Source organism: Acidithiobacillus sp. M4-SHS-6, assembly GCF_047421495.1.
Classification (GTDB): domain Bacteria; phylum Pseudomonadota; class Gammaproteobacteria; order Acidithiobacillales; family Acidithiobacillaceae; genus Acidithiobacillus.
Window position 1 is genome coordinate 2197558 of the sequence record NZ_CP175559.1, and the last position, 18884, is coordinate 2216441.

The window sequence follows — 18884 nt, forward strand, 5'->3', positions numbered from 1 at the left end:
CCCTATGGATGCCGATGTCATCATTATCGGCAGCGGTGCGGGTGGCGGAACTTTGGCCCGTGCCCTGGCGGACTCCGGTTTGCAAATTCTGATTCTTGAACGCGGTGATTATTTACCCCGTGAGTGGGGAAACTGGGATCCCCAGACGGTTTTCGCTGAGCACCGCTATCATACGGATGAACAATGGCGTGATCAGGACGGTAAAGCCTTCTCGCCGGTCACCGGCTATCATGTCGGTGGAAACACCAAATTTTATGGTGCCGCCGTTTTGCGCCGCCGTGAGAAGGATTTTGCCGTTCGTGAACATCAGGGCGGCCACACCCGGGCCTGGCCCATTGGCTATGAGGATCTGGCCCCTTTTTATGATGCCGCAGAGGCCTGGTATTTCACCCACGGCGAGGCCGGAGCGGACCCTACGGAAGCCCCCCGCCATCCCTATCCTTTTCCACCCTTTCCCCATGATGAGGATATTGCTCAGGTAGAAACCGCCTTGCGGGAAATGGGCTATCACCCCTTCCCCCTGCCTCTGGCCCTGCACCGTCTGGATGATGATCCGGAACACAGTCCTTGCGTGCGCTGTCCGACTTGCGACGGCTTTCCCTGCATGCTGCATGCCAAGGGAGATGCCGAAATCTGTGGGGTGCGCCCCGCTCTGCAAGATCCCAAAGTCCGGATGCTCACCGGCCACCGGGTGCGCCGACTGATCCACAGCGAGGACGGGAAAAGCATCCAGTCGGTGGAAACCGACCAGGGATCATTCACTGCCCGCCTGGTGGTTCTGGCTGCCGGAGCCGTCAACAGCGCGGCCATTCTGCTGGCTTCGGCATCCGAAAAATATCCCACGGGACTGGCCAATCATAGTGATCAGGTCGGACGCAATTATATGTGTCATCTCAACAGCGCCTGCATGGCCCTCAAACCCGGTCGGGAAAACCGCAGTATTTTTCAAAAAACCCTGGCGCTGAACGATTTTTACGAAAATTCCGGCGATCCGGAATATCCTTATCCCCTGGGCCATATTCAAGGCCTTGGCAAGGTGACCCCGGCCCTGCTCCATGCCCAGCGCCCGCTGCTGCCTATTCCCATCAGTGCCTGGACCGCCAGCCATTCCGTGGACTGGTGGCTGACCACAGAAGACCTGCCCGATCCGGATAATCGGGTCATCCTCGACACAGACGGCAGCATCCGCCTCACCTGGAATCCCAAAAATCAGGAAAGTCACCGGCGTCTCTGTCAGAAATGGCGAGAAATTTTACAAAAAGCGGGCTTCATGGGTGTTTTTTTCCAGGCGATGGATATTTCCGCCACCGCGCATCAGGTCGGCACCTGCCGCTTTGGAGACGATCCTGCCGATAATGTCCTCGACCCTTACTGCAAGGCCCATGATCTGGACAATCTGTATGTGGTGGATGCCAGCTTCATGCCCTCCATCAGTGCGGTCAATCCGTCCTTGACCATCATGGCCAATGCCCTACGGGTCAGTGCCCATATTCGTCGGCATATTCAAGTCATGGCATGAAACGCGGGCTGAGCGCGGTGTATACCGCCGGCTTCTTGCAGGGAGCGGCCTTCGTCTTGATCCCGGCCCTTGGCGCTACCCTGCGCAGTGCCCCTTATGACATGAGTAACACCACTTACGGAATGCTGTATTTTCCGGAAATCATTGGTGCCATATTGGCCGCCCTGAGCGCCGGCGCCATTCACAAACGCCTCGGTAGCCAAGGACTGTTTCGGCTGGGAGCGCTCAGCAATGCCGTCGCCATGGCTTTACTGGTGGCCGCATTTTTCGCTTCGGGATTACCCATTGTGCTCTTGTTGTTGGCGGAAACTCTCATGCTGGGTATTGGTTTTGGTCTGACCAATGCCGCCATCAATCGGGCAGCATCCCTTCTCTTTGCCGGAGCTGCGGCGGCAGCTGTCACGATTCTCAACGCCGTCATTGGCGGCGCCACTGCCGTGTCGCCCATGATTCTCACCGGAGCGGAAAACTGGCTGAGCTGGGTTGCCTGGCCCGCGCTTATTCTCCTGCTTTGGCTATTGTTGCTACTGCTCCCACTGGCCGAAGACAACAGCCAGGCAGAACTGGGAGGGCTGAAGGCGTGGCGCCGCTCCATGCTGCCCTTTGCTTTTGCCGTGGCGATTTATGCCATCTGCGAAGGCAGCTTTGGTAGCTGGGCCAATGTTCTGGTCAGTGTCGACCATCATTTGCCCGCAACCACTGGGGCTCTTGCCCTGTCTTTGTTCTGGGGAGGCATGACCGTTACTCGCTTCATTCTGGGTGGCATCCCTGACCGATTGCTGTCCCGACGCCTGATCTATCGGCTAGCTCCTCTGGGGATGGCAGCCTGCTTTGTCGTTATTCCCCATTTAGTCAGTGCTACGGCGCTGTTGTTGGCCTTTACCCTCGCCGGCGCCGCTTGCGGAATTTATTACCCCTACAGCATGGCCTTTGGCGTAGCCGCTCACGGCAAGGAAGGCACACAAATGGCCGGGCTGCTGGTCGGTGCCCTGATGATTGGCGAAGGCATCGGCTCTACGGGTCTCGGGCCGCTGCAGCAGTTTATCTCACTGAACCAGATTTATACTTTCTCTGCCCTCTGGGCGATCCCCCTACTCTGGCTGGCCTGGCGCAACAGTCATGTTTAGAAGTAGCGCCAAATACGAGGCCAGCATTTCCTCACGCACCGGCGTTTTCTTCCTTGACCACGGACATCCGTTCGAATACGGCTTCCGGTTGAGAGGCTATTTCCAGTAGCTGCGCATCAATATCCACCAGGAGTTTTTCTGCACTGATATCATTCAACAGCCCTTCGCGTCGTGCCTGATTAATTTTTTCTTTTCTGGACAATAGGATACGACGATACAAACGGACAAAATCCTCTTGCAGAATCCGGTTGCTGTCAGGGTTATCCAGTTGCTGCAATTGTTTGCTGGCCTCTTGTTGCTCGGCTTCGAAATAACGGGTCAATGCCTGGAGGGCGTGTTGATCGCGCAGCCCTTCTTTTTGTAATTGTTCCAATTCGTGCAGATCGGCTTTTGCCAGAAACATGCGCAGGCGTTGCACTTCGGTTTTTTGATCCGATTCATTTTTGCCCAGGACTTTCAACGTCCTGGCCAGGGGTGAAATACTCAGGCCCTGCACCATGATGGTCAGCAAGACTACGCCGAATACCAGATTGATGAGCAACTCCCGGTGCGGAAGTCCGACCGGCAAGCTCAGTGCCAGCACCATGGACAGTGCGCCACGAATACCGCCCCAAAGCAGCACGAAATTCCAGCTCAGGGGGATTTTCGCCCGGGTGCGACTCAGTATCGCCCCCATGCCATAAACCACCGCCCCACGCGCGATGGTGACGGCCACATACGCGGCCAGGATCAGAGCCCATATATGGGCAAGATCCAGCAGGTTGATGGTCAAGCCCACCAGTAAAAAAATCAGGGAGTTCAACGCGAAACCGATATATTCCCAGAAAATATTGACCGCCATGCGCACGGAGGCCGTCATACCTTTTTGCGCACCATAATTGCCACAGAGCAGTCCCGCGACTACCGTGGCGATGACCCCTGAGTAGCCCAACTGAATCGCCAGCAGAAAGCTGCCATAAGCGGCCAGAATGGTAATGGTGATTTCGACCATACCATCGTCCACCCTTTTGATAGCCTCGGAGCTGAGCCAGCCGATAACCAGACCCAGCAAGGCGCCGCCTCCCACTTCACTGACAAAATCTATTCCGAGATGGGCGATGGACACCACCTTGCCTTCGGCAAGGGCCAAAAACAGCCCGAAAAAGACGATGGCAGTCCCATCATTGAGCAGACTTTCGCTTTCGATCATGAAGGTCAAGCGCTCGGGAGCCATCAATTTCCGGAAGATGGCCACCACAGAAATAGGATCGGTGGCAGCCACCGCAGCCCCGAATACCAGAGCCACCGCCAGCGGAATCATCGCCCCGGAAAGATGGGGCAAATATTCCGAAGACCAGAGAAAAACGTAGGCAGTGACGACCATGGACAGAAACACGCCGGGCACCGCCAAACCAAAAATGGCCAGCCGATCACGCCACATGGCGCTGGCGGAAAGATGGTATGCCGACTCAAAAATCAGGCCCGGCAAAAACAGATTAAAAACCAGATCATGGGTGAGTACCGGGGTATGGAACAGATGCAAGGCCCCCAGAAGCAGTCCGCCGAGCACCAAAGCCACGGTATAGGGCAGATGCAAGCGACTGGAGAGGACCGAGAGGAGCGAAGCGGCCACGAAAAGCAACAAAATGTCGGTTTCAGGAATCATCATTGTCCAGGATCGGCTTCAGGAACAAGGGGCGACTTGCAGTTTACCGGGTCCCTGATGGTCAAACCAGAGAATGACTGGAGTCAAGCGGGAAAAACGCGAGGCTTTGATCTGACGTTGTTTGTTCTCTGACCATAGGCCATGATACAAACCGGTTAACGGCCCTGCACAAGCGCCCCCTCAAACAGGAGTGATGGACTTTGGCCCGACGCAAAAAGAAACCTGCCGCTTCTGGAAAAAATCGCTGGATCCGGCTGCTCATCCTTGCCCTGCTTGCGGCAGGCGTGGCCATTGGTATTGCTCTCAACGTTCCCCTGCATCTGCAACCCATCACTCCGCCCCCGGAAAAGCCCTCTCCCGTAAAAGCACCTCCTCCCCAGGTCGTGGAAAAAAATCTGCCACTGGGCTCTTATGGGGTGATGGTGCAAACGCCTTCTGGCGCAGAAAAAGCCCTGATCATTCATCCGGTTGCCGTTTTACAGGGCCATGCGCCCTGGTATCCCCTCGAACAAACAGAAAATCATTTCAACAGCCTGATTGCCAATCCCTTCATGGCATTTCCACAATTGGATCAGGTGGCCCATTCTGTTGCCGCGCAAAATGCCCTGAGTCAACAGATCAAGGACAACATCGCCCCCACCTTGGCACGCCTGGAACCCGGCTGGACGATTGTGCGCATAGATCTCCATCCGGCACTGCAGGAGCCCCCGCCATGACGCACAAGTCTTGCCAGATGAAGCCGGGATCATGAAATTTCTCGGTCGCCTTTCGCCACAGGATCCTTTTTTTACCTACTTGCGCGAAGCCATTTTTCCGCAACTACTGTCAGAAAATCCCATTCATCATTTTCGGGTGTTCCAGTTTCCTGCTTCCAATGCCGTTTTTCTGTATGAAGAAAGCCACTCCCGGAAAAAGGTCATCGGCAAGTTTTTTCAGCGTCCCGGCAAGGATCCTCAACATGCCTGGGATCGGGCCTGGAATGAATGGCGGAATTTGCATTTTCTCCGCCAAATCGGATTAGACCAGACACATTTTCAAATACCTCAGGCTTTGGGAATTGCTCGTCACATCAACAGCGTGGTCATCGAAGAATATTGTCCTGGCCAATCCTTATCGAAGATACTGAATCAATATCTGACTGAACGGCAGGACGATCTGCTCTATGCCCGGCTGACCGATCTGGCCTGGTTTCTGGCCAAGCTGCATAACCATACCGCCGGTCCAGGAACGGTACAATTTCATGAGCAGTTTGCTTATTTTGATAAAATCACGGCCCGCCTCCAGCACCGCCATCGTATTGGCGACGCACCATTACGGGAAATCCATCATTATCGGGAACACTGGCAGCAGGCTTCCTGCATGTACTCCGATCAGGAGGTCCTGATTCATGGCGACGCCACCCCATCCAATTTTTTGTTTGCCGAGCCCCGAAAAATCACTGCCATTGATCTTGAACGGATGAAGCGCGCGGACCGCGCCTACGATCTGGGCATGATAGCGGGAGAAATGCAGCATCATTTCTTGCGAAATACCCATCATGCCGCTCAGGCAGAACCTTTTATTGGCCATTTTCTCTGGGAATACAGCACCCATTTCCCGGATCGGCAGGCCGCATTTGCGGCAATCACCCAAAGAGTGCCTTTTTACATGGGGATGACCCTGTTGCGCATCGCCCGTAATTCCTGGCTGGACTGGTCTTATAGTCAGACGCTGGTTCAAGCCGCTCTGTCAGTACTACGGAGGTAATCTCATTATGGCTATACGCGCTGTCTGTTTTGATCTGTATGGAACCCTGATCAATATAGAGACCAATGAAGATATGGAGGAGATCTATCGGGGTATTTCCCATTACCTGACTTACCATCGGGTTTTCATGAACCGTCGGGAAGTGCGCGAACGCTATTTTGCCGTCATGAAAGAACGCAAACGCCAATCAACCGAACGCTACCCCGAAATTGACGTGGAAGCCATCTGGCATACCATTCTGATTCAGGAAAACAGCAAACCGGTCAATGGTCGGGAAAAACTCGCCAAGGAACTGGCGCGCCTGCATCGCGCTATTTCCAGAACCCGCCTGGAACTCTACGAAGGCGTCAAAAGCACCCTCAAAAGTCTTCAGGAGCACTATCAGCTGGCCGTGATTTCTGATGCCCAACACTGTTTTGCTCTCCCCGAAATGCGCGCCATGAATATCAAAAAGTATTTTGATATTCGCATCATTTCTGGCGATTACGGCTATCGTAAACCGGATTCCCGATTATTTCACATGGCTGCTGAACAACTGGAAGTAGCCCCGCATCAGGTCATTTACGTGGGTAACGATATGTATCGGGATATTTATGGCGCCCAGCAAGCCGGACTAAAAACCATTTTCATGGACTCCAATCAAGGCGCAAAGACTTATAATGATATTCAACCCGACTATTTTGCCCGGGATTTTTATCAGGTGCTGGATGGCGTCGCTTTTCTGGCACAAGAGCATGTGGATGAATGAGGAAATATCAAGCAGAACGCCGCCGCAGGATAACCCCCAAAACAAAGCCCAACCCAGCCAGAACAAAAGTCAGCACAACCCCGTAAGTCCAACTGTTCTGAGTGGCAAAACGGGCAATCCAGGCCTGAAACCCGACCTGACGAACAGCAATTTGCTGTTTTTCTACGGCAACCACCCGTTGCTGCCGAACCAGATAGCTGGTCAATTGATAATGCCCCAGGGGCAAGGTGGCTGGTAACTGTATTCTGGCCGTAAACAAACCCTGCTGGATGACCACCCCCGACGGATCCACCAGATATTGGCGATGGCGGGTTTTCTGTTCCAGAAAGGCTTGCTGCCAGGTATTCAAGTGGTCGGGTTCTGGCACAAAGCGGGCCTGGCTCAGCAGTGAAGACCTGGTCAGTCCCTGTTGTTGCAAGGTGTCCTCCGGCAAAAGCTGTCTGACGGGCGCGGAGGAAAGTCTCTGCCAGATACCCGGAGCACCCGTGACTGTCACCTTGGCGCCATTCAGCCAGATGGGTCCGCTCCGAGTTTTTTTCTGCATGACCACGGTACTCGCGGGTGAACGCAGTACCACAATCACCTGCCCCGGGCCAGAGATGGCGCCGTATACCAGTAAATTTTCCCCCACAAAATGGCTGGTCACCTGCACTTGTCGGATACTGGTAGCGGCAACCAGGGGCGTGGCGGCATGTGCCAGCATGGCAAAGCCCAGCGTGAAGACGAGCATCATGAGTCGCGCAGCGATCATTACACTACGCGCGCCATGCTGAAAATATGGGTCGGGGTTATGAACAGTCCCAAACCCATCTTGATGGCCACCCCCACGACCACCAGGGCCAGCACCAGTCGCAAATGTTCCCCCTGCAAATACGCGCCGGCCCGGGCGCCAAACTGGGTGCCAAAAATAGAGCCCAAAACCAGAGCCAAAGCCAGATAGGGATCTACGGCATGATTCATTCCTGCCTGCAAAATGCCCACTTCCGCCGTCGTGAAGAGCAACTGGAACAAGGAAGTCCCCACCACCACCTTGGTCGGCATTTTCAGTACATACAGCATGATGGGAACCATCACAAAACCACCGCCGACACCCATCAGTGCCGTGAGCAAACCCACGCCAAAACCGAGCAAGATGGGTGTCAAAACCGATAGACGCAAACCCGAAACCGGAAAATCCATTTGTCCCGGAAGGCGCTGTAAAAATGATTTGCCCGCATCTCGGGCCTTTTGGGGTGTCTCCGAACGTGGGCGGCGCAAAGCCAGCAACGATTCGATCAGCATGGAAGTCCCGATGAAGCCCAGCAGGATGACGTAAAGAAAGGTCACCACCAAACTGAAGTGCCCCCCCTCCTCCAGTATCCGGGCAAGATGCACACCCAGCAATCCGCCCGTCCAGCTTCCCACCAGGAGCACAAAAGCCATGCGCATATCCACGTTGCCCATGCGCCAGTGCGCGTAACTACCGGCGGCGGAGCCCCCGACAATCTGCGCGGCCCCCGTACCTACGGCCACCAACGGCGGTACCCCAATAAAAATCAGCAAGGGAGTGATCAGGAATCCTCCCCCCACTCCCGTCAAACCCGAAAGAAAACCCACCACCAGGCCAAAGCTCACGATCAACCAGATATTCACATCCATGTGGGCGATGGGCAGAAACAAATCCACTCAACATGCTCCCTTGGTCTGATCCGCATCCCTCACCGAGGCACAGAGAAGGTCCGGATTCGTATCCGGAGGAACCAGCAAAACGGGAACCGACAAAGTCATACTCAGCTTGGCACCAAGACCTCCCAACAAGTGGGGTAACCCCTTTGGTTTGCTTTCCGTTCCAAAGCCGCGCTGCCCCAACACCACCATGCTGATTTCCGGGTCGCTCTGAACCAGACGGGGAATTTCCTGCTCCGGAGCTCCCTCCAGCAGGAAGTACTCGGGCAGGCGAATGCCGCAATGGGTCGCAATACGCTCCGCCACTGCACGCAAGTTGCATTCCGCTTCCTGACGGGCTTCTGCCAGCAGGCGATGGGTCAGATCGAACAGCCCGCCACCAAAGCCCAATGGATCGCTGGCCATGTGTAAAGCAGTTACCAAACCAAGGTGCATGCCGAGAAGACGGGAAAAACAGGCAGCCACAGCAGCGGCCACCAGGGCATTTTGCGACCCGTCGATGGCCGTCAATATCACCTGATCGGACATAAGCGACCTGCAATGTTGAGGGATTACCCCAATATTAGAGGATGGCCTGGAAGCTGTCGAGGACTGAAGCCCTTGATTCTCCCGGAGACAGCCCCCACTTGGAGCTTGTCTATTGGCTGTATAACGGTTGAACAGGTTTGACCATTTTCAAGGAGAAACAATGACCACCCACAAGGAAACCCTGCAGTTTCAAACAGAAATCAAGCAACTGCTGCATTTGATGATTCACTCCCTGTATTCCAACAAGGAAATTTTCCTGCGTGAGCTGATTTCCAATGCCTCTGACGCCTGCGACAAACTGCGTTTTGAAGCATTGGCCGACCCCAGCCTGATGGCAGGCGACAGCGAGTTGAACGTCAAGGTTGATTTCAATGCAGAAAATGGCACCTTGACGGTTCGCGACAACGGTATCGGCATGAACCGCGACGAGGTCATTGCCAATATTGGCACCATTGCCAAGTCAGGAACCAGAGAATTTTTTGAACGTCTCAGCGGCGATCAGAGTAAGGATGCCAAACTGATTGGCCAATTCGGGGTGGGATTTTATTCCGCTTTTATTGTCGCCGACCGGGTGACGCTGAGCACCCGCAGGGCGGGCATGGAAGCTGAGCATGGGGTGCGCTGGGAGTCGGAAGGCACGGGTGCCTACACTCTGGAAACGGTGAACCTGCCCGAGCGCGGCACAGAAATCGTCCTCCATCTGCGCGAAGAGGAACGCCGGGATTTCCTGAATGCCTGGCGCCTGCGCAGCATCATCAACAAATATTCCGACCATGTTCCCCTTCCCATCCTGATGCGCAAGACCGGCGAAAATCAGCAACCCGGTGATACCTGGGAAACGGTCAACAAGGCTTCGGCACTCTGGCAACGCGCCAAATCAGAAATCAGCGATGCGGAGTACAAGGAATTCTATCAGTACGTCAGCCACGATTATGGCGAGCCCCTGGCCTGGACCCACAACCGGGTGGAAGGACGCCTGGAATATACCTCCTTGCTGTATATTCCCGGCAAGGCCCCTTTTGATCTCTGGGAGCCCAACCAGAGCCACGGCATCAAGCTCTATGTGCAGCGGGTGTTCATCATGGATGATACCGAGCATCAGATTCTTCCCCGATACTTGCGCTTTGTGCGCGGCGTCATGGATTCCAGTGATCTGCCCCTCAATGTTTCCCGCGAAATTCTCCAGGGTAATCGCATCATTGACCAGATGCGCGCCGGCTCGATCAAGCGGGTTCTGGGCTTGCTGGAAGAAATGGCCGACAAGGAACCCGAAAAATATCAAAACTTCTGGAATGAATTCGGGCGGGTGCTCAAGGAGGGGCCAGGAGAAGATTTTGCCAACCGCGAGCAAATTGCGAAGTTATTGCGTTTCGCCAGTACCCACAGCGATAACGAAATCCAGAATGTTTCCCTGACGGATTATATCGGGCGTATGCGCGAGGGTCAGGATAAAATCTATTACATTACTGCCGATACCTTTATTGCCGCCAAAAACAGTCCACAACTGGAGCTGCTGCGGAAAAAAGGCATTGAAGTCCTGCTGCTCAGTGATCGCGTGGATGAATGGCTGACCAGTCATTTGCAAGAGTTTGAAGGTAAGGCGCTGGCTTCGGTGGCCAAAGGTACCCTGGACCTGGGCAGTATCGAAACCGAAGAGGAGCGTAAATCCCAGGAGGAAATCGAAAAAACCGCCGAAGGCCTGGTAGAGCGCATCAAAAATGCGCTGGGGGACCGTGTCGAGGCGGTACGGGTCTCCCATCGCCTGACCAGCTCTCCGGCCTGCATTGTCTTGGGTGAAAGGGACATGGCCTTGTATATGCAGCAGTTGCTCAAACAGGCCGGCCACGAGGTTCCCAGTACCAAACCTACCCTGGAAATCAACCCCAGCCATCCCATCTTGGCGCGCATCGCAAAAGAAGATGCCCGATTTGCAGAATGGTCTTCCCTGTTGCTGGATCAAGCCATTCTGGCTGAGGGAGGCCAGTTGGAGGATCCTGCCGGTTTTGTGGCCCGCCTCAATCAGTTGATGTTGGCACTGGCCAGTTAAACCCGCAGATACCTTTATTTCGATGAGCATGGCGCTCCTTTCTTGGCCGAAGAAGGGAGCGCTTTTTTATGCGGAATTGATTTTAAAACCGATTATGATTGATCTTAATGCAAAATAAATTATCCTGACGCTTTATCATAAATATTTAATTGTAAATATCTGTAACACTGTTTCAATCTTTTACATTTATATTTATTGCTATCTCATATGAAGAGGTTTACGGTTCAGCAACTCAATGATGATGCTGAATTATTCATTATTAAATTAGAGTTTTCTAATTATTCAGAGCGTCTCTGAGGGAATTTATTATCCTACCCATTCCCGCTTTGAGAGCGTGAGGAGAAATTGATGAAATTACGCAAAATAGCCATATTATCGGCCGTCAGTCTATTCGTATCCGGGGCAGCCTGGGCACAAAGCAATCAGGTTCCCCAGGATCCCGTACATAATGCCCTGGACCCCCAAAGTCCCTTTGCCACCCTGTACTTGCCACAAAATGCACCACAGGTGAACGATCGGGTCGGTCCATCGGAGTGGACCCATGCTTATGGCAATCCCCAGCATAATGCCGGCTTTTCGGTAGCCGCTAACGCGCCTGACTGGATTCGCAAGGGTGTCCGCTGGAATTTCCCTGAAGCCCGGGCCTGGCCGCTCAATGACAACCACCCTTACGGACAAAAGGTGGATGGCATCAAGGAAGCCCTGCCGGTACAAACCCAGTTTTACGGCAATGCCCTGGGTGTTTCCGTGGTCAAGGGCGTCGTTTATGCCGAAAGTGATGACATGTTTGCCTATGCGGTCAATGCCCGGACCGGCAAGCTGATCTGGCGCAGTAGTCCGGTCGCCAATACCCTCATGGGCAACCCGCTGGTGGTCGGCAACAAGGTCTATCTGTCTGCGGGCAGCGTGTCTTTCAATTTTGCCAATGTGATGGAATATGCCCAACATCCCCAGCAGGCGGGGCGCGGTAAGGATATCAGTTACAACGGCATTTTTTGCCTGGATCGCAAGGATGGCCAACTGCTCTGGAGTTTCAAAACCCAGGGCGATGCCATGCCCACTCCGGCCTATGCCGATCATTCCCTGTTCATCAGCACCGGTGATGGCAACATTTACCGTATACACTCCACCGATGGCAAAGCCATCTGGAAAACCCACGTGGGGGGCATCGCCAACATGTCCAGCCCGGTCGTGTGGAAAAACCAGGTGTATGTCTCCATGTCGGTCATTCCCGGACTTTATGCCTTGAACATCAACAACGGCAAGGTGCTTTGGAAAGGCGAAATCCCCGGTGCCGTCAATACCGGCATGGGCGATGTCTCTCCGGCAGTCGATGACGGGATCGTGGTCATGGATACCGTGGCCAATCCTCAAATGGTCGATGGCAAAGCAACCATGGAAACCCTGGTGCGGGCCTTCAACGCCGATACCGGTCAGGTCCTGTGGACGGACAACATGGGCCGTGGGCCTAAAATTCCGGCTTTCAAGGGCGGCGTACCCATGATACATGACGGGATGGTGTATGTCGGTTCTCCCGTCACCTCCACCTATGAGGCCCTGAATCTGCATACCGGCAAGGTGGCGTGGACCTGGCATGTACCCAATCCTGGTCCGGCAGGTGCGGGACGTGGCGCGCCGACCTATTATGAGCATATGCTCTATATTTCAACTGGGCCTGATATTTATGCCATTCAACCGGATAATGGCCAGATGGTCCATGAATACCATGTCGGAGGCCGCTTTGGCATTGTGAACCCCACGATTGTCGGGGGTACCCTGTACCTGGGAAACTCCTGGGACTGGATCAATGCCGTACCGGTCAAGGATGTCAATCCGCAATTCAACGCCAACAAGGCGTAAAGGAGTTCTGAATGGCAGCAACCATGGAATCTGCCGCCAGCGATCCCGCCACCCAGCATTCCTGGAGAATACTGGCCATTGGCATGCTCGCCGTGCGCTTTGTGCAAGGCTGGATTTACTGGGGCGGCGGCTCCCGTCGTTTTATTTACGGCCCCCAAAAAATCAATCCCGCCGGTCATTGGATGGCCTATAAATTCCAGACCGCCATGCCGGGGGCGATCCTGGGAACGAACCATCTCATTGCCTTTCTGCTGCACCATTTTGTATTGCTCTATGCCGGCGTCATCATTTTCAGCGCCGTGGAACTGTTCGCCGGACTGATGCTGATCTCCGGATTTTTGACCCGGCTGGCAGCCTTGGCGACCTTGGGCCTGTCTTTTGTGCTGATGCTGCTCTTCGGCTGGCAGGGGGCCACCTGTATCGATGAATGGACCATGGCGGCCGCAAACTTCGGCATGGGCATCACCCTGTTTCTTGTCGGCGGTGGTGCCTATTCCATCGACAACTGGATGATGAAACGCCACCCGACGCTGGCGCAAAAGGGCTGGTTCCGCTGGCTGGGCGGCAGTCTACCCCTGCCCTTGTCCGATGGGGCCTTCAAAAAACTGGCCCTGACCTTGTTCTGGATTGCGGTTATTTTCATTGTCGCCACGTATTCCTATTATCGTGGCTCGGTGATCACCCCCTTCCACGGCGATCCTACCGGGGTGAAAGCCCATCATGTGAAAATGACCGATGTACGGGTTCTACCCGATGGCCGGGTGGATGTGCACATGTACGTTGACGCGGGAACCGGATCAGTCCCTGCCCACATCATTGCCATCCGCCTGCTGGATTATGATGGCAAGGTCGTGGAATCCTGGGATGGCAAGCAACTTTCCCGGCTGAACCCCAAGGACATTCACAACGACTTTGCCTACCAGCAGTTCTCGCCCGATAAGATTCTGGGCCTGAAGGCAGGCCTGGGCGCCGAGGCCACGCTGCACCTGCCGGTCAGCAGTTCAGGCTTCATCAACACCAGCTCCGGTCCTTATCAGTTGCAGGTATTGAACATCAATGGACAAAAGGCAGAGGTGACCGCCCAGATCGCCGGTCACTGAGGCGTTTGACGTCAACCATTCGGCGGGAGAGGATAGCCTCTTCTTCCACCGAACGGATTTGAGCATGCAGCGCTGCGCCTGGGTACCTCTCGACAAGACGGATTATGTGCTTTACCACGACCAGGAATGGGGCGTTCCCGCCCATGATGACCGGCACCTTTTCGAGATGCTCATATTGGAAGGCGCACAGGCTGGACTCAACTGGTACACCATTTTGAAAAAACGGGCGGCTTACCGCCAGGCTTTTCATGACTTTGATCCAGCGGCTGTGGCGGAGATGAGTGACGAAGCACTGGAAACCCTGCTGAGTAACCCGGCTATTATCCGCAATCGCCAGAAAATCTACGCAGCACGCAATAATGCCCGCATTTTTCTGACGATCCAGCAACAATATGCTTCTTTCGATCAGTATCTGTGGCGCTATGTGGATGGCCAACCTTTGGTCAATCGCCCCCGAAGCGTCCATGATATACCTACCCAGAGCGCCATTTCCATTGCCCTATCCAGCGACTTGAAAAAGCGCGGCATGCGCTTCGTCGGTCCAACCATCCTGTATGCCTACATGCAAGCCGTTGGCATGGTCAACGATCACTGCCTCGACTGTTTCAAAGGTCTTTGAGCGCGCTGTAAAAGGGCTTGCCTTTTCCTCTTTTCCGCTTTACTGTACTTATATACAGTAACCGCAAGGAGACATATCATGCGCACAGCCCATTTGCAGATCTGGACCAAGACTCTGGGAATCATCGTGTTTGGTGCCTTCATTGGTGTCTGGCTCGGCCATCAGGATCGGCATTATCAACCTGGCCCTGGCAGCGCCATGGAATCCGTTGCGCTGCAACAGGTGCACACCCTTCCGGCAAACCCTTCGTATATCTCACCGTCATCGGATCAAGGTCCGCAAATCTGATATCGTGTTAAACTGCCTCGACATCTTCGACGCATGAAGACGCCGAACAGCAATTCATCACCTTTCATGATTTACAGAGGAAGACCTTGGAACTGGATCACAAGGCCCGTGAGGCCATCGAAGATATTATCAATCGCCGGGAAGGTATTCATTCCATTCAGGCACAGTTAAAAGAAGACATGAAGGCGGTGGCCGAATATCTGGCGGTCAAACCTGCCCAGGTGGCGCGTCTCATCAGCCTGGTAGAACGGGAACGGGCCAAAGGCGATGTCCTGGAAACAGAACGCGGCGTCATCCGTGCAGCGGAATCCATGATTCCCGTAGCGCCTGCCGATCAGACAAGCTGATCATTCAAAAAATTACGGACGTATTTTTTTGCCGCCACCCCAGGTTCCGGCCTGGGGAACTTCTGTCCTCAAGCCCGCGTCTTACAGAACAACGTTCAAATGACTAGTGAATCTGAAGATGCCACCGCTGACCATCCGCCCCTACAAAAACATCCTTCCCTTTTTGCTGCTGGTTTCTACCGTCATCACCCTCGCCCTGGCCGGTTGCGCCAGCAGCCCCGACAAAAAAGGGGAAGCTATTCATGTGGCTCCGGTGGCGCAAATGTTCAGGCCGGGACAAGAAGCCCTGCGCCGTGGTGATTACAATCGGGCCATCCGGCAATTCGAAAATCTGCAAAGCGAATACCCCTACGGTCCCTATGCGGAGCAATCCCAACTGGATACGGCTTACGCCTATTACAAATCTGGTGATGCCAAAGCGGCGGCGGCAGCCGCCACGGCTTTCATCAAGGCCCATCCCGCGAACCCCCATGTCGTCTATGCCTACTACCTCAAAGGGCTTGCCGAATACGAAGGTATTGAAGGACCGGAATACACCCCCACCCCGGACTATGAAGCCTTGCGTACGTTTACCTACTTGGCCAAGACTTTCCCCAAGACGCCCTACGCGGTCAGTGCCCGACTACACATTGCCAAAATCATCGATATTCTCGGCCAACGCAATCTCAATATCTGCAAGTTCTATTATATTCGCGATGCCTACGTGGCTTCAGCCAATCGCTGCAGCCGGGTCATCACCGATTATCAACTCAGCCCTGCCCGGGAAGAAGCGCTCTATTATCTGAGTAAATCCTACGCGCATCTGAACCTCGATCAATTGGCGCGTACCACTGCCATCATCCTGCACGCCAATTATCCCCAGGGGCGATTCACCCGGAAACTGCGCTCCCTCTGGGAAAATGCGCCCAAGGCCAGCACCCGCGCAGCCGGTTGAGACACGAAGTACCACGACCACGCTTCTCAGGAATAATATTTACCGGATTGCTTCGCGATCCTGGCGTTTTTTCAGCAAGGTAGACATATCTTCCAGAAACCATGCGCCAATAAATGCCGCCAGACTGAAGCTCGCAGCAATCAGAAAATCCGTGCGCAAGGTCTGTACAATCATGGCGGCATGCTCCGCGGACGACGTCACTCCCGCCATCAACCCGGAAAAAACCGCACCAAAAGCGGCTACCCCCAGGGTGCCCCCCATGGAGCGAAACAGGGTGACGGTGGAAGTAGCCACACCCAGGTGGCGATGCGGAATCGCCAGTTGGGCCGAAAGCACCAGCACCTGCATGGTCATCCCCAAACCAAGGCCCAACAAGACCAAAGCCCCATCAATGTGCCACATGGGTGTCTGCTCACCGAGCCGGGAAAGCCAGCCCAGGGAAAGGGTAATCAGCACTGCGCCCATGATCGGGAATTCTCTATAACGTTGTCTATAGCTGATTCGTCGCCCGGCCAGAATGGACATCGCCAACATCCCAAACAGAAGATACAACAATTCCAGACCCGACATGGTGGGTGAAAAATGGCGCACGTCCTGCAGGTAAATGGGCAAAAAACTGATGGAGCCCAACATGGCCACCCCCACAAAAAAGGACAGGGTGACACTCAGGGTAAATGTCCGAAATCGAAAAAAAGCCAGTGGTAACAGCGGTTGGGGATGACGCCTTTCAAAAAGGAAAAACCCCGTAAAGCTGCCCAGCCCCAGAGCCAGCAGCAACCACAATGCCGGAGAATTCCAGTCCAGTACCGGGCCGGCTACACTGGCAAATAATACCATTGCGCTTAGTCCGGTAATCAGCAAAACCGTCCCCCAGACGTCCATGATCCATTCGGCGGTGCGTTCTGGCTTGGGGAAAGCCGCGCCAATGACCAGCAAGGCAAATATTCCGATCGGCACGTTTATGTAGAAAATCCAACGCCAACTCAGGGTTTCGACGATGAAACCACCGAGAAAAGGGCCGATGAGCGTGGCCAGCCCAAAAGTGGCACCCACCAGCCCTTGGTAGCGCCCCCTTTGGGTCACCGGAATAAAATCCGAAATGGCAGCAATGGCCGTTACCAGCAGTCCACCCCCGCCAATGCCCTGTATTGCCCGAAACACAATCAATTCATCAATATCTTGCGCGAGGCCAGACAGTGCCGAGCCCGCCAGAAACAACAATACCGCCGATTGCAGCAGATACTTTCGACCCAGGAGATCACCGAGTTTGCCATAGACCGGCAAACAGACTGTGGATGTCAGTAAATAGGCGGTCACAATCCAGGGCAGTTTGGCGAGTCCATGCAAATCTCTGGCGATGGTCGGCAGTGCCGTAGAAACCACGGTCTGGTCCATGGCCGCGAGAAAAATGGAAGACAAAATGGCCACGAACATCAGGCGAGCCGCCCAGTCCAGACGAAAGTCCCTTTCGTCCTGAGGTATTACCGGATTTTGTCCAGACATGTCAGCGCAAGTTCTCCTTATCTGCAGCTTTCCACCCCTGCCACCAGGCCATCAACATGCCCATCAGCATGGGTCCTACAAAAATTCCCAGAACTCCCAATACCGAAAGCCCCCCCAGCAGTCCCATGAAAATCAGCATGAAAGGCATCCGGGAACGGCCGCCAATCAACAGCGGTTTCAGCAGGTTATCGGCCAGAGTGGTGATAATGTTGCCGACAATGAATATCACCAGGGCCAGCAAGGGTTCGCCAGCGGCCAACCAGGTCCATAAGGTTACTCCGGTAAATACGGCGGATGCGCCAAAGGGAATCACGGAAAAAACCCCGGATACGGTTCCCCAGATCAGGGCATGGGGTATTCCACAAGCAGCGTACAAGGCCCAAAACAGCAGAGCCTCAAACAAACCAGTGACCACCAGGCTCCAGAAGGTGCCACGCAAAATGTCCAATCCCCGCGCAATCACTTTCCAGACCTCAGCTCCCGCCAATCCGGTCACTCGCTCCGCCAGCCCCTGCGCCAGGGTTTCTCCATGCAGCAAGAAGAAAAACAGGAGCAACAGCGCCAAGCTGGCATTGAGAGCCGTATCTTCGGCACCACCCAGAATATTGAGTACCATTTGTCCGTGGGCCAGCAAGGCATCAGACCCTGCCAGAACCTGAAACTCGTGGATATGTGGTTGCAAGAGCGCACTTTTTGCAGTGATCCCCGGCAAAAAAGCGCCAAGCCATTGGGTCGCTACCCGCCACAAGTGGCGCAGTGGATCCAGCAGCACCGGCGGCAAATGCGCGCTCAGCCATTGGGGTAAAGCCCAGTCCGACAATTCCTCTTGCGAAATCCAGGGTCCGAGGAGGCGAAGACCGCGCAGCAACTCCACAATCACAAAGGCGAGAGGCAACAGAATCAGGCAGGCGGCCGTCAGTGCAAAAAACAAGGCAGCAAAGGGACGCCAGCGCTCCGGTACGCGGACCATCAAGGGCCAGAATACCACTGCCAGTACTGCCGACCAAGCCAAAGCCAACCAAAAGTTCTGCAATATCCAGATGAGTGCAGCAATGATCAACAAAATCGGCAACCAACGCTGCATGGATCGAGAAGCTTCTGTCAAAATGATTCCCCACGTGAAAGTATTCCACTATTATGCCTGAAACCGGGTGGTGGTAGACAGGACAAATACCCTAAGCACTTTGGGCCAGTAGACAGGGGAAGCA

The 18884-nt window shown here is 54.4% G+C and carries 18 protein-coding genes; 12 read left to right on the plus strand and 6 right to left on the minus strand.

The window, feature by feature from the left end; translation table 11 throughout:
• Positions 1–4: 4 nt before the first annotated feature.
• Together ACJU26_RS11440 and ACJU26_RS11445 are read left to right on the plus strand one after the other, a co-directional pair.
• Entirely contained in the window at positions 5–1519 is a 1515-nt protein-coding gene (locus ACJU26_RS11440; RefSeq protein WP_414039772.1) for a GMC oxidoreductase, read from the plus strand.
• A complete protein-coding gene (locus ACJU26_RS11445) occupies positions 1516–2646 on the plus strand; it encodes an MFS transporter (protein ID WP_414039773.1) in 1131 nt (376 codons plus the stop codon). The genes ACJU26_RS11440 and ACJU26_RS11445 overlap by 4 nt, the downstream gene beginning before the upstream one ends.
• A gap of 31 nt (positions 2647–2677) precedes the next feature.
• On the opposite strand, the gene ACJU26_RS11450 is transcribed toward ACJU26_RS11445, so the two are convergent.
• Positions 2678–4294 (minus strand): cation:proton antiporter, encoded by a 1617-nt coding sequence (locus ACJU26_RS11450; RefSeq protein WP_414039774.1) that lies wholly within the window; start codon positions 4292–4294, stop codon positions 2678–2680.
• Between the two features lie 197 nt (positions 4295–4491).
• Here ACJU26_RS11450 and ACJU26_RS11455 point away from each other — a divergent pair, with 197 nt between their 5' ends.
• From ACJU26_RS11455 to ACJU26_RS11465, 3 genes are read left to right on the plus strand one after another with little or no spacing between them, the layout of a single operon-like run.
• Positions 4492–5007 (plus strand): hypothetical protein, encoded by a 516-nt coding sequence (locus ACJU26_RS11455; RefSeq protein ID WP_414039775.1) that lies wholly within the window; start codon positions 4492–4494, stop codon positions 5005–5007.
• Positions 5008–5038: 31 nt separating this feature from the next.
• Positions 5039–6037 carry an aminoglycoside phosphotransferase family protein gene (locus ACJU26_RS11460; protein WP_414039776.1) on the plus strand — a complete coding sequence of 333 codons (999 nt, stop codon included), beginning with the start codon at positions 5039–5041 and terminating at the stop codon, positions 6035–6037.
• 7 nt (positions 6038–6044) lie between these two features.
• A complete protein-coding gene (locus ACJU26_RS11465; protein ID WP_414039777.1) occupies positions 6045–6785 on the plus strand; it encodes an HAD family hydrolase in 741 nt (246 codons plus the stop codon).
• Positions 6786–6792: 7 nt separating this feature from the next.
• Here the strand turns inward: ACJU26_RS11465 and ACJU26_RS11470 are convergent, their stop codons facing one another.
• Genes ACJU26_RS11470 through ACJU26_RS11480 form a run of 3 tightly spaced genes read right to left on the minus strand, consistent with a single transcriptional unit; the run spans position 6793 to position 8978 of the window.
• Positions 6793–7518, minus strand: coding sequence for a TIGR02186 family protein (locus ACJU26_RS11470; protein ID WP_414039778.1), 726 nt, complete (start codon positions 7516–7518; stop codon positions 6793–6795).
• 17 nt (positions 7519–7535) lie between these two features.
• Positions 7536–8450: a sulfite exporter TauE/SafE family protein gene (locus tag ACJU26_RS11475; protein ID WP_414039779.1), complete on the minus strand. Its 915-nt coding sequence runs from the start codon at positions 8448–8450 to the stop codon at positions 7536–7538.
• Complete coding sequence (locus tag ACJU26_RS11480; RefSeq protein ID WP_414039780.1) at positions 8451–8978, minus strand: universal stress protein; 528 nt, start codon at positions 8976–8978, stop codon at positions 8451–8453.
• Positions 8979–9138: 160 nt separating this feature from the next.
• Here ACJU26_RS11480 and htpG point away from each other — a divergent pair, with 160 nt between their 5' ends.
• From htpG to ACJU26_RS11515, 7 genes are all read left to right on the plus strand, one after another.
• Positions 9139–11025, plus strand: a complete 1887-nt coding sequence (htpG, locus tag ACJU26_RS11485) for a molecular chaperone HtpG (protein ID WP_414039781.1) — start codon at positions 9139–9141, stop codon at positions 11023–11025.
• A gap of 348 nt (positions 11026–11373) precedes the next feature.
• A complete protein-coding gene (locus ACJU26_RS11490; RefSeq protein ID WP_414039782.1) occupies positions 11374–12885 on the plus strand; it encodes a PQQ-binding-like beta-propeller repeat protein in 1512 nt (503 codons plus the stop codon).
• A gap of 11 nt (positions 12886–12896) precedes the next feature.
• The gene (locus ACJU26_RS11495; protein WP_414039783.1) at positions 12897–13985 is read left to right on the plus strand and encodes a TQO small subunit DoxD; all 1089 of its coding nucleotides are present in this window, start codon (positions 12897–12899) and stop codon (positions 13983–13985) included.
• 64 nt (positions 13986–14049) lie between these two features.
• Positions 14050–14604, plus strand: a complete 555-nt coding sequence (locus ACJU26_RS11500) for a DNA-3-methyladenine glycosylase I (RefSeq protein WP_414039784.1) — start codon at positions 14050–14052, stop codon at positions 14602–14604.
• A gap of 78 nt (positions 14605–14682) precedes the next feature.
• Positions 14683–14892 carry a hypothetical protein gene (locus ACJU26_RS11505; RefSeq protein ID WP_414039785.1) on the plus strand — a complete coding sequence of 70 codons (210 nt, stop codon included), beginning with the start codon at positions 14683–14685 and terminating at the stop codon, positions 14890–14892.
• An 86-nt stretch (positions 14893–14978) separates the two neighbouring features.
• Complete coding sequence (locus ACJU26_RS11510) at positions 14979–15239, plus strand: hypothetical protein (RefSeq protein WP_414039786.1); 261 nt, start codon at positions 14979–14981, stop codon at positions 15237–15239.
• A 118-nt stretch (positions 15240–15357) separates the two neighbouring features.
• A complete protein-coding gene (locus ACJU26_RS11515; RefSeq protein WP_414039787.1) occupies positions 15358–16173 on the plus strand; it encodes an outer membrane protein assembly factor BamD in 816 nt (271 codons plus the stop codon).
• A 39-nt stretch (positions 16174–16212) separates the two neighbouring features.
• Here the strand turns inward: ACJU26_RS11515 and ACJU26_RS11520 are convergent, their stop codons facing one another.
• Entirely contained in the window at positions 16213–17676 is a 1464-nt protein-coding gene (locus tag ACJU26_RS11520; RefSeq protein ID WP_414039788.1) for an MDR family MFS transporter, read from the minus strand.
• A gap of 1 nt (position 17677) precedes the next feature.
• On the minus strand, positions 17678–18781 hold the full coding sequence (locus ACJU26_RS11525) for an AI-2E family transporter (protein ID WP_414039789.1): 1104 nt from the start codon (positions 18779–18781) through the stop codon (positions 17678–17680).
• Positions 18782–18884 lie beyond the last annotated feature (103 nt).

What these genes read in the sequence shown, in the direction of transcription:
- ACJU26_RS11440 (WP_414039772.1), top strand. Translation starts at nt 5, where the DNA reads ATGGATGCCGATGTCATCATTATCGGCAGCGGTGCGGGTGGCGGAACT.
- ACJU26_RS11445 (WP_414039773.1), top strand. Translation starts at nt 1,516, where the DNA reads ATGAAACGCGGGCTGAGCGCGGTGTATACCGCCGGCTTCTTGCAGGGA.
- ACJU26_RS11450 (WP_414039774.1), bottom strand. Translation starts at nt 4,294, where the DNA reads ATGATGATTCCTGAAACCGACATTTTGTTGCTTTTCGTGGCCGCTTCG.
- ACJU26_RS11460 (WP_414039776.1), top strand. Translation starts at nt 5,039, where the DNA reads ATGAAATTTCTCGGTCGCCTTTCGCCACAGGATCCTTTTTTTACCTAC.
- ACJU26_RS11465 (WP_414039777.1), top strand. Translation starts at nt 6,045, where the DNA reads ATGGCTATACGCGCTGTCTGTTTTGATCTGTATGGAACCCTGATCAAT.
- ACJU26_RS11470 (WP_414039778.1), bottom strand. Translation starts at nt 7,518, where the DNA reads ATGATGCTCGTCTTCACGCTGGGCTTTGCCATGCTGGCACATGCCGCC.
- ACJU26_RS11480 (WP_414039780.1), bottom strand. Translation starts at nt 8,978, where the DNA reads ATGTCCGATCAGGTGATATTGACGGCCATCGACGGGTCGCAAAATGCC.
- htpG (WP_414039781.1), top strand. Translation starts at nt 9,139, where the DNA reads ATGACCACCCACAAGGAAACCCTGCAGTTTCAAACAGAAATCAAGCAA.
- ACJU26_RS11490 (WP_414039782.1), top strand. Translation starts at nt 11,374, where the DNA reads ATGAAATTACGCAAAATAGCCATATTATCGGCCGTCAGTCTATTCGTA.
- ACJU26_RS11495 (WP_414039783.1), top strand. Translation starts at nt 12,897, where the DNA reads ATGGCAGCAACCATGGAATCTGCCGCCAGCGATCCCGCCACCCAGCAT.
- ACJU26_RS11500 (WP_414039784.1), top strand. Translation starts at nt 14,050, where the DNA reads ATGCAGCGCTGCGCCTGGGTACCTCTCGACAAGACGGATTATGTGCTT.
- ACJU26_RS11505 (WP_414039785.1), top strand. Translation starts at nt 14,683, where the DNA reads ATGCGCACAGCCCATTTGCAGATCTGGACCAAGACTCTGGGAATCATC.
- ACJU26_RS11515 (WP_414039787.1), top strand. Translation starts at nt 15,358, where the DNA reads ATGCCACCGCTGACCATCCGCCCCTACAAAAACATCCTTCCCTTTTTG.
- ACJU26_RS11520 (WP_414039788.1), bottom strand. Translation starts at nt 17,676, where the DNA reads ATGTCTGGACAAAATCCGGTAATACCTCAGGACGAAAGGGACTTTCGT.